This is a genomic window from Sphingomonas sp. EU05-FHT14C10 (genome assembly GCF_058790595.1).
In genome coordinates this window covers 1-14,176 of sequence record NZ_JBYTEN010000029.1, presented here as the reverse complement: position 1 = coordinate 14,176, position 14,176 = coordinate 1, and the positions used below count along the sequence as shown (strand labels likewise).

Below are 14,176 nucleotides of genomic sequence, written 5' to 3'. Positions count from 1 at the left end.
ATGGCGACCGAAGTTAAGGTGCCCGTGCTGGGCGAATCGATCACTGAAGCGACCATCGGCGAGTGGCTGAAGAAGCCCGGCGATCCCGTGAAGGCCGACGAGCCGATCGTCAGCCTCGAGACCGACAAGGTCGCGGTCGAGGTTCCGGCCCCGGTTGCCGGCACCATGGGCGCTTATGCCGCGCAGGTCGGCGACACGGTCGAGGTCGGCGCGTTGCTGGCGACGATCGAAGAGGGCGGGGCCGCTGCGGCCGCGCCTGCCGCTGCAGCGCCTGCCGCCGCCGCTCCGGCGCCCGCGCAGACCGCCGAGGCCGAGACTGCCGGCGACCTCACCCTGTCGCCCGCCGTGCGTCGCGTCGTGCTCGAAAAGGGCGTCGACCCCAGCACGATCAAGGGCACCGGCAAGGATGGCCGCCTGACCAAGGAAGACGTGCTGAAGGCCGCCGAGGCCAAGGCGCCTGCCGAGGCTCCGGCTGCTCCGGCCCCGGCCGCCGCGCCTGCCGTTGCCGCACTGGCCGGTGCGCGCCACGAGGAACGTGTCCGCATGACGCGTCTGCGCCAGACGGTCGCGAAGCGCCTCAAGGAGGCGCAGAACACTGCAGCGATGCTTACCACGTTCAACGACGTCGACATGACGGCGGTGATCGAGGCGCGCGCCAAGTATAAGGATCTGTTCGAGAAGAAGCACGGCGTCCGCCTGGGCTTCATGGGCTTCTTCGTGAAGGCTGCCTGCCAGGCGCTTCGCGATATCCCCGCGGTCAACGCCTCGATCGAGGGCGACGACATCGTCTATCATGACTATGCCGACATCTCGGTGGCGGTCTCGGCGCCCAACGGCCTCGTCGTCCCGGTCATCCGCGATGCGCAGGACCTGTCGGTCTCGGGCATCGAGAAGACGATCGGCGACTTCGGCAAGCGCGCGAAGGACGGCACGCTCAAGATGGAGGAAATGAAGGGCGGCACCTTCACCATCTCCAACGGCGGCGTCTTCGGCTCGCTGATGTCGACCCCGATCATCAACCCGCCGCAGTCTGCGGTGCTCGGCCTCCACCGCATCGAGGACCGCCCCGTGGTCCGCGACGGCCAGGTCGTCGTCCGTCCGATGATGTATCTGGCGCTCAGCTACGATCACCGGCTGATCGACGGTCGCGAGGCGGTGACTTTCCTCGTCGCGCTCAAGAACGCGATCGAGGATCCGACCCGCCTGCTGATCGACCTGTAAGTCTTGAACGATTGTGCTCCGGCGAAAGCCGGAGTCCAGGGGGAGGCGCGCGACGAAGCCGGGCTACGTCTATCTGATGGCCAGCAGGCGCAACGGAACGCTTTATCTGGGCGTGACGAGCGATCTGGTCGGGCGGGTGCATCAGCATCGCAATGGCTTAGTCGAAGGATTTTCGAGAACGCACGGGTGTTGCGCCCTTGTCTGGTTCGAGATGCATGACGATCTGCAGGACGCAAGACGACGCGAACTGCAGATGAAGAAATGGAAGCGCGGCTGGAAGCTCGATCTGATCGAGCGTGAAAACCCGCTTTGGGATGACCTGTTCGGCAGGTTGGTCTGAACCCCCTGGGCTCCTGCTTTCGCAGGAGCACGGGAGTGGATGGAGCGAAGCAATGGCTGACTATGATTTCGACGTCCTCGTGATCGGCTCGGGCCCCGGCGGCTATGTCGCGGCGATCCGCGCCGCGCAGCTCGGGCTCAAGACGGCGTGCGCCGAGGGGCGCGAGACGCTGGGCGGCACTTGCCTCAACGTCGGCTGCATCCCCTCGAAGGCGCTGCTGCACGCGTCCGAATATTATGAGGAAGCCAGCTCGGGCGCGCTCGCCAAGCTGGGCGTCAAGATCGATCAGCTGAGCCTCGATCTCGATGCCATGCAGGCGCAGCGCATCGACGCGGTCAAGGGCCTGACCGGCGGCATCGAATTCCTGTTCAAGAAGAACAAGGTCGAATGGCTGAAGGGCTATGCCACTTTCACCGGCAAGGACACGGTCGAGGTCGCCGGCCGCACGGTGCGCGCGAAGAACATTATCATCGCCACCGGCTCCTCGGTCACGCCGCTTGCGGGCGTCGCGGTCGACAATGAGGTGATCCTCGATTCCACCGGCGCGCTCGAGCTGCAGAAGGTGCCCGAGCATCTCGTCGTCATCGGCGGCGGCGTGATCGGGCTGGAGCTTGGCTCGGTGTGGCGGCGCGTGGGCGCCAAGGTCACCGTCGTCGAGTTCCTCGACCAGCTGCTCCCCGGCATGGACGGCGAAGTCCGCAAGGAAGCGGGCCGCATCTTCAAGCGGCAGGGGCTGGAGTTCAAGCTCTCGACCAAGGTCACCGGCGCGACGCGCAAGGGCGACAAGGTGACGCTGACTCTCGAACCCGCCGCCGGCGGCGCCGCCGAGACGGTCGAGGCGGATGCCGTGCTCGTCGCGATCGGCCGCCGTCCCAACACCGAAGGCCTCGGCCTCGACAAGATCGGGCTTGAAACCAACAAGCGCGGCCAGATCGAGACCGATCACGACTTCCGCACCGCCATCCCCGGTATCTGGGCGATCGGCGACGTCATCCCCGGCCCGATGCTCGCGCACAAGGCCGAGGACGAGGGCATTGCGGTGGCCGAGAACATCGCCGGGCTGACCGGTATCGTGAACCACGATGTCATCCCGTCGGTCGTCTACACCATGCCCGAGATTGCAGGCGTGGGCCTGACCGAGGAGCAGGCTGCGGAACGCGGCGAGATCAAGGTCGGCAAGTTCCCGATGCTCGCCAACAGCCGCGCCAAGACCAACCACGAGAAGGACGGCTTCGTTAAGATCATTGCCGACGCCAAGACCGATCGCGTGCTCGGCGTGTGGATGATCGCCTCGGTCGCCGGCACGATGATCGCCGAGGCCGCGCTGGCAATGGAGTTCGGCGCGACGTCGGAAGACATCGCCTATACCTGCCACGCGCACCCGACCCATTCGGAGGCCGTGAAGGAAGCAGCGATGGCGGTGACCGGCAAGCCGATCCACGTCTGATCCCGTCGCCGCGCCGATCCCTCCCTCCGGCGCGGCCTTCCCGCGATAGCGGGCCAAAGCGGCCCCGGCTGCCCGTCATGCGTGACGACGGGCGGCCGGGGCCGTTTCCACATCAGATCGGCGCACCGCAACAAAACTGACCTAAACCCGTAAAGATGCTGCAACCGCGAAGGCTCATGGGCGCCCTCACACCGAAGACGGTGACTCAAAAAAGGGAACGCCTCAGATGCTGCATCGCTCGCACCGGCTGCTTGCCGGAACTGCGCTTTTCTTCGTGTTCGCGGCGCCTGCGTTGGCCGAGGATGCGGCGCCGGTCGTGACTGCGGCCGCCGATGCCGCCGCCGAGGCGGCTCCCGGCGACGACATCGTCGTTCTCGGCTTCGGCAAGGCGCGGCAGGTGCAGACGGTCAGCGATCTCGACATCGCCCGGCTGACCCCAGGCACTTCGCCGATCAAGGCGATCGAGAAGCTGCCGGGCGTCAACTATCAGGCGGCCGACGCGTTCGGCGCCTATGAATGGTCGGCACGCATCTCGCTGCGCGGCTTCAACCAGAATCAGCTCGGCTTCACGCTCGACGGTATTCCGCTCGGCGACATGAGCTACGGCAACTCGAACGGCCTTCACATCAGCCGCGCGATCATCTCGGAAAATCTGGGCTCGGTGACGGTGGCGCAGGGCGCCGGCGCGCTTGGCGAGGCCTCGACCAGCAATCTCGGCGGCACGCTGCAGTTCATCTCGCGCGCGCCTTCGGACCATTTCGACATCGTCGCCTCCGGCACCTATGGCAGCGACAACACGTTCCGCGCCTTCACCCGCATCGAGACCGGCGACCTGACCGGCAACGGTCTCAAGGCCTATGTCAGCTACGGCTTCCTGAAGACCGACAAGTGGAAGGGCTGGGGCGAGCAGCGCCAGCATCAGGTCAACGCCAAGATCGTTCAGGATTTCGGCGATCGCGGCTCGATCACCGCCTTCTTCAACTATTCGGATCGCCGCGAAAACGACTATCAGGACCTCAGCCTCGATATCATCAAGCGGCTGGGCTATCGCGATGACAATATCTCGAACAATTTCCCGCTCGCCCAGCAGATCGGCCGCGTTCTCCAGAACCAGTACGCTTATTCGGTGGGCGCGCCGCTGCCCTGGCCGACTGCGGGCCTGACCTATCCGAGCCCCTACAAGACTGCCGACGACGCCTATTACAACGCGGCGGGTCTGCGTAAGGATTCGCTGGGCGGCGTGACCTTCGACGCAAACCTGACCGACCATCTGACCGCCAAGGTCACCGGTTATTTCCATCACAATCAGGGCCAGGGCATCTGGTTCACGCCTTATGTGCCAACGCCTGGCGGATCGCCGCTCTCGGTGCGCACGACCGAATATGGCATCAACCGCGGCGGCGCGATCGCGCGCTTCGGCTGGGAGATGGGGATCAACAAGCTCGAAGTCGGCGGCTGGTGGGAATCCAACAGCTTCCATCAGGCGCGCCGCTATTACGGCCTGCTCGATCAGGACACGCCGTCGCGCGACAGCCTGTCCTTCCAGAAGGATCCGTTCCGCACCGACTGGGACTTCCGCTTCAACACCGACACCGCTCTTTATTATGTGTCGGACACGCTGAGCCTCGGCAATCTGACGCTGAGCGGCGGCTGGAAGGGCTATCAGGTCATCAACAAAGCCAATCCGATCATCTCGGGCGGGCTCGCTTCGGGCCGCATCGAAGCAAAGGACTGGTTCCTGCCGCAGGCAGGCGCGGTCTACAAGATCGGCGGCGGCGCGGAAGTGTTCGCGACCTTCAGTCAGAATATGCGCGCCTTCGTCTCCTCGGCCACCGGCCTCGCGCCCTTCGCCACCACGCAGGCCGGCTTCGACGGGATCAAGGACAGCCTGAAGCCCGAGCGCTCCGACACCTATGAAGTGGGCGGCCGCTTCCGCTCCGGTGGCTTCCAGACCTCGCTTGCCGGCTATTATGTGAACTTCTCGAACCGCCTGCTCGCGCTCACCAACGGCGCCGGCATCGTCGGCAATCCGGTGACGCTGCAGAATGTCGGCGACGTCCGCAATTACGGCGTCGAATTCACGATGCTCTACAAGATCATGCCGGCGGTGTCCTTCTTCACCTCCTACGCCTTCAACCACTCCGAATATCTCGACAATGTGATGGGCGTCGATCCGGTGACCAAGCAGCCGGTGATCATCACCGCGACCAAGGGCAAGACCGTGGTCGACAGCCCCAAGCACATGCTGAAGGGCGAGCTGGTTTATGACGACGGCCACCTGCTGGCGCGCGCCGGGGTCGATTACATGACCAAGCGCTTCTTCACCTACACCAACGACGAGTCGGTCCCCGGCCGCGCGATCGTCGACGTGACGCTCGGTTATCGCTTTGGCGACGAGGCCGGCTTCCTCAAGGGGTGGGCGATCGAAGGCAGCATCACCAACCTGACCGACAAGCGCTATATCTCGACGATCGGCTCAAACGGCTTCACCGCCAGCGGCGACAACCAGACGCTGCTCGCCGGTGCGCCGCGCCAGCTGTTCGTCACGATCAAGCACGGCTTTTAAACTTGGCCGGAGGCGCGAGGGGATCGCGCCCGGCCTCGGCGGGAATGCAGGCGATACCGGACAGTCCCCCCGGTTCCGCCTGTCCCGCAGCCCCCCTCAGGGGTTAAAAAAGGAGCGCCGGTCCCTGTGGGACCGGCGCTCCTTCCATTTGGATCGCAATCGGATCAGGCGGCGACGCGGACGTAGCGCGCGCGGCGGCGCATGCCGTAGCCGACGAGACCGAAGCCGGTGACGAGCATCGCCCAGGTGGTGGGCTCGGGAACCGGGGCGCCGACATTGAAGAAGGTCTGCAGGCCGATCGAGGTCGGGATCTGCGCGCTGAAATCGGTCGCGCGGCTGTAGATGCCGGTCGCGCCGGTATCGGCGGCGAAGCTGCCGGCGAAGTTGGCGCCATAGTTGCCGACCAGCCCGGTCACGCCGACGTTGAGCAGCAGGTTGCCCTTGGTCGGATCATAGTTGAACGGGGCGAAGTTGAAGGTCAGCATATCGCCCTGGAGCTGGCCGACCAGCGTGCCCGAGAAGATCTGCTTGGCATCCGCGCCGATGTTGCTGGCGAAGTTCACGCCGTCGAGATTGGTCAGCGACTTGCTCGATGTCGACAGCGACAGGGTGAAGGTGCCGTCGGCGACGGTGCCCGAGAGCAGCTTGAACGAGATGCTGCTGATCGAGATCGGCGTGGCGCCGAACTTCGAGGCGGCATAGATCTGCTGATAGGTGGTCGGGTTGGGAAGATAGCTGCCGCCGAAGGGGAAGCTGTTGTTGCTGCTGCCATTGCCGATGACGAGCGGCGTGGCGACGGCGGGCGCGGCGGCGGCGACGAGCATCGCCGCGGCGACGGCCACGTTCAGGATCTTCATGATGGTTTTGCTCCCTATTGCCGGATCATCCCGGGTTCGGAGCGATTACGAACGCTGCATTAACCTTTTTGGGCTGCTCTGGGTCATTCGGATGACGGTCCGTGGATGTCCCGAATCAGGACGACATCAGGAATCCCTGATTTCCTCGTCGCCCTTATATTTCAATTCCAGATATTTGCCCCGCGTGGCCAGAGCGTCGAGATCGCCGGCGGCAAGCTGTTCGGTCATGCGCTGCAATTCGCTGTCGACCAGCCGCAATCCTTCGATCAGCTGCGCGTCGGGGCTCGGCCCGTCGCGGGCCTCGCGGCGCAGCGAGGTCGGCACGCGCTGATAGCCCTTGACCAGCTCGGGCAGTTCCTCGCCCAGCAGGCGGCGCACCTCGGCGGCGGCGGGTTCGCGCGGATCGAGCCCCTGCAGCTGCCCGCCAAGCGCGTCGAGCTTCACGCCGATCCCGTCGACCAGCCGCGCGGCCGGAGCGGGGAGGGCGGGGCGCTGACGCTCCAGCCATTCCTCGGTGCGGCCGGGCAGCATGGCGATGTCGCTCTGCACCAGCGCCTCGGTCGTCGGTTCGGGGGTCTGCGACATGAAGAAGATCGCCGCCCAGGCGACAACCAGCGCCAGCGCGGTCACCATCACGCCCGTGTCGCCGATCGGCCCGAGCACCAGCCCGGCGACGATCGCCGCGATGAAGATGCCCGCCGTCGCCAGCACCAGCCGCCTGGCGATGCGCATGAAGGCCTTGCGCCGCCGTTCGCGCGCACGCCTGGCCCGCGCACGCCCTTCGGGCGAGACGCGGCGGAGGAAATCCTCGGCGTGGCGGATGATCTGCTCGCTATCCATTGGCGCGCATAGTGCCGCCGCCCCGATGCGAAGTCGAGGGCGGCCGTCCTTCCTTCTTTACTCGATCGCCGTGAACGGATCGGCCGACGACGGCAGCGACTTGGCCTGCTCGGCGCCTTCGGCGCGCGCGATATAGCCCTTCGACTTCTCGACCTCGTTTGACAGTGCGTTGACCGTGGTCTTCATCGAATCGAGCGCCTTGAGCTTGAACGTGTCGATCGAATCCATCGTGTCGTAGACATTCTGGAAGGCACGCTGGAGCACGTCGAGCGGGATGGTCGCGGAGGCGGCCTGCTCGTGGATCCTGGCGGTCTGCTCCTTCAGCATCTTGCCCGTGCCGTCGATGATGTTCGCCGTCGTGGTGTTGAGCTGGGTGATCTGTTCCAGCACCAGCTTCTGGTTGGTCAGCGCCTGCGCGACCGTCACTGCGGTGCGCAGCGCCGAAACGGTGGTGGTGGAGGCGCGGTCGACGCCCTTGATCAGCTCGACATTGTTCTTCTTGACCAGATCAAGCGCCAGATAGCCCTGCACACTCACCGCCATCTGGGTCAGCAAATCCTGCGTGCGCTGGCGGACGTAGAAGAGCGCGGTCTCGCGCACGGCCTTGGCCTTGGCGGGGTCGGTCGCATCGAGCTCCGCCGCCTTGTCCTCGAGCTTGGTGTCGAGCGCCTTGGACATGTGGATCATTTGCTCGAGCCGGCCCATCGCCGCCCACAGCTTCTGCCGCTCCACCGCGATGGCGGCATTGTCCATCAGCAGTTCGTCCTTGCCCGAGGCGAGGCGCGTGAGGATCGTCGAGATATGGCTCTGCGCGGATTTGTAGCTGTCGAAATAATCGCGCATCTTCGACCCGAAGGGGATGATGCCGAACAGCTTCTTGGGGCCGAGCAGGCTGCCCCGCCGCGAGGGATCGAGATCCTCGATCGTCTGGCGAAGCTGGAGCAGATCGTTGCCCACCCCCGATTCCTGATCCATCGCGCGCACCGGCCGGTCGAGGAAGCGATTGCTCTCGCCCGCAGCCGCGCGGATTTCCTTCTGGCCTAGCGCGGTGATCGAATCCACGCGCTTGCCGAATTCGGGACTGTTCACGTCCTGTGCGATCAGTTCGTCGACGAACGTGTCGACCTTCTTGTCGAGCGCGCTGCGCTGCCCGTCTTCCAGCGGCACGAGTCCTGCCGCCTTTTCAGGCGCGACGACCGGCACCGGATCCGGCGCGTTGAGGACCAGGTCGGTTTCCTGGGTCGTGGTCGTGGTCGTCGCCATATCTGCTCCTGCCCGCAATTTCCCCAAGATTAGGGCCTTTGGTCGCGTGTTCAAGCGCGTTCGTGGAAAGCCGCCGGCGGTTGGTCGGGGCTCAGTCGGGCTTTCGCCAGGGCGTGAAATCGCCGAGGGTGCAGAAGGCCGCCGGGATAGAGCTGCCCTGCGCGATCGTGCGGAAACGATCGCCGCGGCAATAGCTGCTGCCCTGAACCTCGACGACCAGCGTGTCGAGCGGGCGAAGGCCGGGGCAGGGGCCGCGCAGCTTGTTGACCCAGATCGTCCGGCCATCGCGATAGGATAGCGTCTGATTGTCGATGATCTGGAGCGCCACGCTGGTATCGGCCGAGACGCAGGTCTGGACCTTGCCGGCTACGCGCCCGTCGAGATCGCGCGCCAGCGCCTGCTGCTCACGCGTCGGCTCATCCGCGGCCAGCAGGAAGAGGGCGGCGAGCGGAACGGCGGGCAGGATCATGCGCATGCGCAATTTTAGCACGAAGCGTCACACGATGAAATCTGGGCGTACATTTGCACGCTACGCCGCGCTTCATGCTAGCATCGGTCGCCATGGACCTGCAGACCCGCCTGCTGATCGTCGACGACGACCCTGGCATTCTCGAACTCATGGCCGCTTTCCTGCGTGAGCATGGCTTTGTCGTCGATGCCGTATCCGATGGTGCGGCGATGCGCGCGCGGCTTGGCGAGCAAAGCTACGATCTGCTGATCCTCGACGTGATGATGCCGGGGGAGGACGGGCTGTCGCTGCTGCGCGCGATGGATGCGCGGCGGGCATTGCCGGTCATCATGGTCTCGGCGATCGGCAGCGATGTCGATCGCATCGTCGGGCTCGAAATGGGCGCCGACGACTATCTGCCCAAGCCGTTCAATCCGCGCGAGTTGCTTGCCCGGATCCGCGCCGTGCTCCGCCGTCGAACGCCTGATGCGCCTGCCACAGCTGCCGTCGGCCAGCCGCTCCGACGCTTCGCGGGCTGGCGGCTCGATATCGTGGTGCGCGAGCTTTTCGATCCCGACGATGTTCTCATCAACCTCTCCGACGGCGAGTTCCGTCTGCTCGCCGCCTTCGTCGCCAGGCCGCGCCGCGTGCTGTCGCGCGATCAGCTGCTCGATCTTTCGCGCGGGGTGAATGCCGATCATTTCGATCGTGCGATCGACGTCCAGGTCAGCCGCCTGCGTCGCAAGCTGACGCGCCCGGGCCAGCCCGAGCTGATCCGCACCGTGCGCAACGAAGGCTATATGTTCAGCGCCGATGTCGCCGGCTGACCGCATAGCGACCGCGCCGCCCATTGCGCGATCGATCTTCCTGCTCGTCGTCGCGGTGCTGGTCGCGGCGACGCTCGCGACCGTGGCGATCACCTTCGGCGGCCCGCCCCCGCGCGAGGCGCCGGTCGCGATCGAGAGCGTCGCCGCGGCGCTGCAGGGCGAGGCGGCTCCCCAGCCGGGCCGGCGTCCGCTCATGATCGTTACCCAATCCACACCGCCTGCACCCGCGCCGGGCTTGAGCCGCGATCCGCGCCGTTCGGCGCAGCTTGCCGGCCGCCTTGGCGTGACGGGCGAAGATGTGAGCGTCTATGTGGCCGATGGCGGCCCGCCTGATCCGTCGGAGGCGCTGCGCGGCGACTTCATGGTCGCGGTGCGCGACGGCGCGCAATGGCGGCGCATCTCGGCCGCGCCGGACATGCTGCTGATCCGGTGGCTGACGCTGACCGGCGCGGCGATGCTCGGCCTGCTTCTCCTCCTCGCGCTCCCGGCATGGGCGATCGCGCGGCGGATCACGCGTCCGCTCGTCCGTCTGGCCGATTTCGCCGACGATGCCGGCTTGCACGAGGCGCAGGCGCCGATCGGCGGCCCGCCCGAAGTCGTCAGGCTCGCGGGCGCGCTTGAAGGGATGCGCGGCAGGCTCGCGCGGCAGGTTGCGACGCGGACGACGACGCTCGCCGCGATCGCGCACGATCTCGGCACGCCGCTGTCGCGCCTGTCGTTCCGCGTCGAACGCCTGCCCGCGCCGGAGCGCGACCGCGCGCTCGCCGACATTGCCGAGATGCGGGCGATGATCGACAGCGTCCTGCGCCTCGGGCGCGACAGCCTCGCACGGCCCGCGAAGCGCCGCATCGATCTCGCCAGCCTGCTCGACGCGATTGCCGAGGACGCTCGGGCGACCGGACAGCAGGTGACACTGGCCGATGGGCCGCCGTGCCGCATCGAAGGCGATCCCGCAGCGCTGCGGCGGATGATCGTCAATCTCGTCGACAATGCGATCCGGTTCGGCGGATCGGCCCGGATCGGCTGGGAAATCGACGCCGCGACCGTGACGATCTTCGTCGACGATGACGGGCCGGGCATCGATCCCGCGCTCGGCGATACGCTTTTCGAGCCTTTCGTCCGTGCCGAGCCTTCGCGCAACCGGACGACCGGCGGCACCGGCCTCGGCCTCGCCATCGTCCGCGCCGTCGCGGAGGCGCATGGCGGATCGGCGGCGCTCGTCAACCGGGCGGGCGGAGGCGCGCGCGCCAGCGTCCGGCTGCCGCGCCTGCCCGACTGACGGAGCCGACTGCAACATGGCGATACAAACCGACACGGGCCGAAATGCTGGGGACGAAGCCGCGCATTAGCTCTGGCGCGGCAATAGTGGAGTATTGCCTATGAAACGCCCCCTCATCGAAGACCATGATCGCGGCCTTGCTCACGATCTCGCCCAAATCGACGCCATGATCGGCCGTCGCCGCGCGCTGTCGCTATTCGCGACCGCAGGCACCGCCGCTTTCCTCGCCGGCTGCGGCGGCGACGGATCGAGCAGTTCGGGCGGCGTCACGCCGACGCCGACCCCGACGCCAACCCCCACACCGACGCCCACACCGACCCCGACTCCCACGCCGACCAGCGGCCAGTGCGTCGCCGACCCGACCGAGACCAACGGCCCTTACCCCGCCGACGGCACCAACACGTCGAGCGGATCGACCTCGAACGTGCTGACCTCCAGCGGCGTCGTGCGCAGCGACATCCGCAGCAGCTTCATCGGATCGACGGCCACCGCCCCGGGTGTCCCGGTCACGCTCACCATCACGATCGTCAACGTGAATGCCAGCTGCGCGCCGCTTGCGGGTTACGCGATCTACATCTGGCACTGCGACCGAGACGGCAAATATTCGCTCTACGACCTGCCTGCGGAAAGCTATCTGCGCGGCATGCTCGTCACCGACGCCAATGGCCAGGTGACCTTCACGACCATTTTCCCGGGCTGCTATGCCGGGCGCTATCCGCACATCCATTTCGAGGTGTTTTCGAGTCTCGCCAATGCGACGGGCGGGCGTTACGCGCGCCTCATCTCGCAATTCGCGATGCCGTCGGCGGCTTGTTCGACCGTCTATGCGACGAGCGGCTACAGTTTAAGCGCATCGCGTTTCCCGCAGACCTCGATCGCAAGCGACGGCATATTCGGCGACAATACGGCGGCGCAGATCGCCCAGCAGACGCTGTCGATGACCGGCAGCGTCGATGCCGGCTACACCGCGACGGCGACGGTCGGCATCGCGCTTTGACCCGAAGGATTTGAGCGGAAGCCCCAGCCCCCTTTCCGCGCCGCACAAATTAAGCTATGCGCGCGGCGAACGCTTCCGCTCAAATCCGGGAATTTCAATGAGCCTCCGCAATGTGGCCATCATCGCGCACGTCGATCATGGCAAGACCACTCTCGTCGACCAGCTTTTCCGCCAGTCGGGCACCTTCCGCGACAACCAGCGGGTCGAGGAGCGCGCGATGGACTCGAACGATCTCGAGAAGGAGCGCGGCATCACCATTCTCGCCAAGTGCACCTCGGTGGACTGGGAAGGCACGCGCATCAACATCGTCGATACGCCCGGCCACGCCGACTTCGGCGGCGAGGTGGAGCGCATCCTCTCGATGGTCGACGGCGTGATCCTGCTCGTCGACAGCTCGGAAGGCGCGATGCCGCAGACCAAGTTCGTCACCGGCAAGGCGCTGGCGCTGGGCCTCCGCCCGATCGTCGTCGTCAACAAGATCGACCGTCCGGACGAGCGCATCCAGGAAGTGCTCGACGAAGTGTTCGACCTGTTCGTCAGCCTCGAGGCAACCGACGAGCAGCTCGATTTCCCCGTGCTCTACGCATCGGGGCGCAACGGCTATGCGAACGAGGATCCGTCGCTGCGCGAAGGCACGCTCGCGCCGCTGTTCAACAAGATCGTCGATCATGTGCCGGCGCCCGCGCTCGATCAGGATGCGCCGTTCAGCTTCCTCGTGACGCTGCTCGATCGCGACAACTTCCTCGGCCGCATCCTCACCGGTCGCGTCCAGTCGGGCGTGGTCAAGGTCAACCAGCCGATCCACGCGATCGATCAGGACGGCAACGTCATCGAAGCCGGCCGCGCGTCGAAGCTGATGAGCTTCCGCGGACTGGAGCGCGTTCCGGTCGACGAGGCGAAGGCGGGCGACATCATCTCGATGGCCGGCCTCACCATCGCCACCGTCGCGAACACGATCGCCGATCCGGCGGTCACCACCGCGATCAAGGCGCAGCCGATCGATCCGCCGACGCTGTCGATGCGCTTCGCCGTCAACGACTCGCCGATGGCGGGCCGCGAGGGCAGCAAGGTCACCAGCCGCATGATCCGCGACCGTCTCGAGCGCGAAGCTGAATCGAACGTCGCCATCAAGGTGACCGAGAGCGAGGACAAGGACAGCTTCGAGGTCGCCGGCCGCGGCGAGCTTCAGCTTGGCGTGCTCATCGAGACGATGCGCCGCGAAGGCTTCGAGCTTGGCATCAGCCGCCCGCGCGTGCTGTTCCGCGAGGATGAGGATGGCAAGAAGACCGAGCCTTACGAAACCGTCGTGATCGACGTGGACGACGAATTCTCGGGCACGGTCGTCGACAAGATGAACCAGCGCAAGGCCGAGCTGACCGACATGCGTCCCTCGGGCGGCGGCAAGACGCGCATCACCTTCTCGGCGCCCTCGCGCGGCCTCATCGGCTATCATGGCGAGTTCCTGTCCGACACGCGCGGCACCGGCATCATGAACCGGCTGTTCGAGAAGTACGGCCCCCACAAGGGCAACATCGAAGGCCGCAAGAACGGCGTGCTCATCTCGAACGGCGCGGGCGAGGCCAACAGCTATGCGCTCGGCCCGCTCGAGGAGCGCGGCATCCTCTTCGTCGGCCATGGCGAGGCGCTCTACGAAGGCATGATCGTCGGCGAGAATGCCAAGACGGACGACCTCGAGGTCAACCCGATGAAGGCGAAGCAGCTCACCAACTTCCGCGCCTCGGGCGGCAAGGACGACGCCATCCGCCTGACTCCGCCGAAGCGCATGACGCTGGAGCAGGCGATCGCCTATATCGACGACGACGAGATGGTCGAAGTCACGCCCAAGTCGATCCGTCTGCGCAAGCGCCACCTCGATCCGCACGAGCGCAAGCGCGCCTCGCGCGCCAAGGCGGCTTAAGATCCAGTTGGGGGCGGGCCGGTGCGCAGGATTGCGCGTCGGCCCGCCCTTTTTCGTGCCCGCCCATTCCCGAAACCGCCCCACCTTGGCGCGCGTGTTAACGCATCTTGCGGTAGCGTTAACATGGCGTTCCCGCCGGGTTCAGAACGACTCGTCCATAAGCATTTTCAGCG

Annotated in this window: 12 protein-coding genes; 8 read left to right on the top strand and 4 right to left on the bottom strand. The window is 66.0% G+C overall.

The features are described 5' to 3' along the window. From odhB to AC3WT0_RS18660, 4 genes are all read left to right on the top strand, one after another. Entirely contained in the window at positions 1 to 1,221 is a 1,221-nt protein-coding gene (gene odhB, locus AC3WT0_RS18675; protein ID WP_492754932.1) for a 2-oxoglutarate dehydrogenase complex dihydrolipoyllysine-residue succinyltransferase, read from the top strand. A gap of 73 nt (positions 1,222 to 1,294) precedes the next feature. After that, positions 1,295 to 1,561 carry a GIY-YIG nuclease family protein gene (locus tag AC3WT0_RS18670; RefSeq protein ID WP_492754948.1) on the top strand — a complete coding sequence of 89 codons (267 nt, stop codon included), beginning with the start codon at positions 1,295 to 1,297 and terminating at the stop codon, positions 1,559 to 1,561. Positions 1,562 to 1,613: 52 nt separating this feature from the next. After that, positions 1,614 to 3,008, top strand: coding sequence for a dihydrolipoyl dehydrogenase (gene lpdA, locus AC3WT0_RS18665; protein WP_492754931.1), 1,395 nt, complete (start codon positions 1,614 to 1,616; stop codon positions 3,006 to 3,008). Between the two features lie 226 nt (positions 3,009 to 3,234). Continuing rightward, positions 3,235 to 5,574: a TonB-dependent receptor domain-containing protein gene (locus AC3WT0_RS18660; protein ID WP_492754930.1), complete on the top strand. Its 2,340-nt coding sequence runs from the start codon at positions 3,235 to 3,237 to the stop codon at positions 5,572 to 5,574. 164 nt (positions 5,575 to 5,738) lie between these two features. Here AC3WT0_RS18660 and AC3WT0_RS18655 read toward each other — a convergent pair whose 3' ends face one another. The 4 genes from AC3WT0_RS18655 to AC3WT0_RS18640 all read right to left on the bottom strand — a co-directional run bounded on the left by AC3WT0_RS18655 (position 5,739) and on the right by AC3WT0_RS18640 (position 9,003). Then, on the bottom strand, positions 5,739 to 6,431 hold the full coding sequence (locus AC3WT0_RS18655; protein ID WP_492754929.1) for a PEPxxWA-CTERM sorting domain-containing protein: 693 nt from the start codon (positions 6,429 to 6,431) through the stop codon (positions 5,739 to 5,741). A 126-nt stretch (positions 6,432 to 6,557) separates the two neighbouring features. After that, the gene (locus AC3WT0_RS18650) at positions 6,558 to 7,271 is read right to left on the bottom strand and encodes a hypothetical protein (protein ID WP_492754928.1); all 714 of its coding nucleotides are present in this window, start codon (positions 7,269 to 7,271) and stop codon (positions 6,558 to 6,560) included. 57 nt (positions 7,272 to 7,328) lie between these two features. Further along, on the bottom strand, positions 7,329 to 8,534 hold the full coding sequence (locus AC3WT0_RS18645) for a toxic anion resistance protein (RefSeq protein ID WP_492754927.1): 1,206 nt from the start codon (positions 8,532 to 8,534) through the stop codon (positions 7,329 to 7,331). Between the two features lie 91 nt (positions 8,535 to 8,625). Next, the gene (locus AC3WT0_RS18640) at positions 8,626 to 9,003 is read right to left on the bottom strand and encodes a hypothetical protein (RefSeq protein WP_492754926.1); all 378 of its coding nucleotides are present in this window, start codon (positions 9,001 to 9,003) and stop codon (positions 8,626 to 8,628) included. Positions 9,004 to 9,095: 92 nt separating this feature from the next. Here AC3WT0_RS18640 and AC3WT0_RS18635 point away from each other — a divergent pair, with 92 nt between their 5' ends. The 4 genes from AC3WT0_RS18635 (at position 9,096) to typA (ending at position 14,003) form a co-directional block, all read left to right on the top strand. Beyond that, entirely contained in the window at positions 9,096 to 9,809 is a 714-nt protein-coding gene (locus tag AC3WT0_RS18635; protein ID WP_492754925.1) for a response regulator, read from the top strand. Beyond that, positions 9,796 to 11,088 carry a sensor histidine kinase gene (locus AC3WT0_RS18630; protein ID WP_492754924.1) on the top strand — a complete coding sequence of 431 codons (1,293 nt, stop codon included), beginning with the start codon at positions 9,796 to 9,798 and terminating at the stop codon, positions 11,086 to 11,088. Before AC3WT0_RS18635 ends, AC3WT0_RS18630 begins: the two co-directional genes overlap by 14 nt. Positions 11,089 to 11,188: 100 nt before the next feature. After that, on the top strand, positions 11,189 to 12,085 hold the full coding sequence (locus AC3WT0_RS18625; RefSeq protein ID WP_492754923.1) for an intradiol ring-cleavage dioxygenase: 897 nt from the start codon (positions 11,189 to 11,191) through the stop codon (positions 12,083 to 12,085). A gap of 97 nt (positions 12,086 to 12,182) precedes the next feature. Continuing rightward, the gene (typA, locus tag AC3WT0_RS18620) at positions 12,183 to 14,003 is read left to right on the top strand and encodes a translational GTPase TypA (protein WP_492754922.1); all 1,821 of its coding nucleotides are present in this window, start codon (positions 12,183 to 12,185) and stop codon (positions 14,001 to 14,003) included. The last annotated feature ends 173 nt before the right edge of the window (positions 14,004 to 14,176 follow it).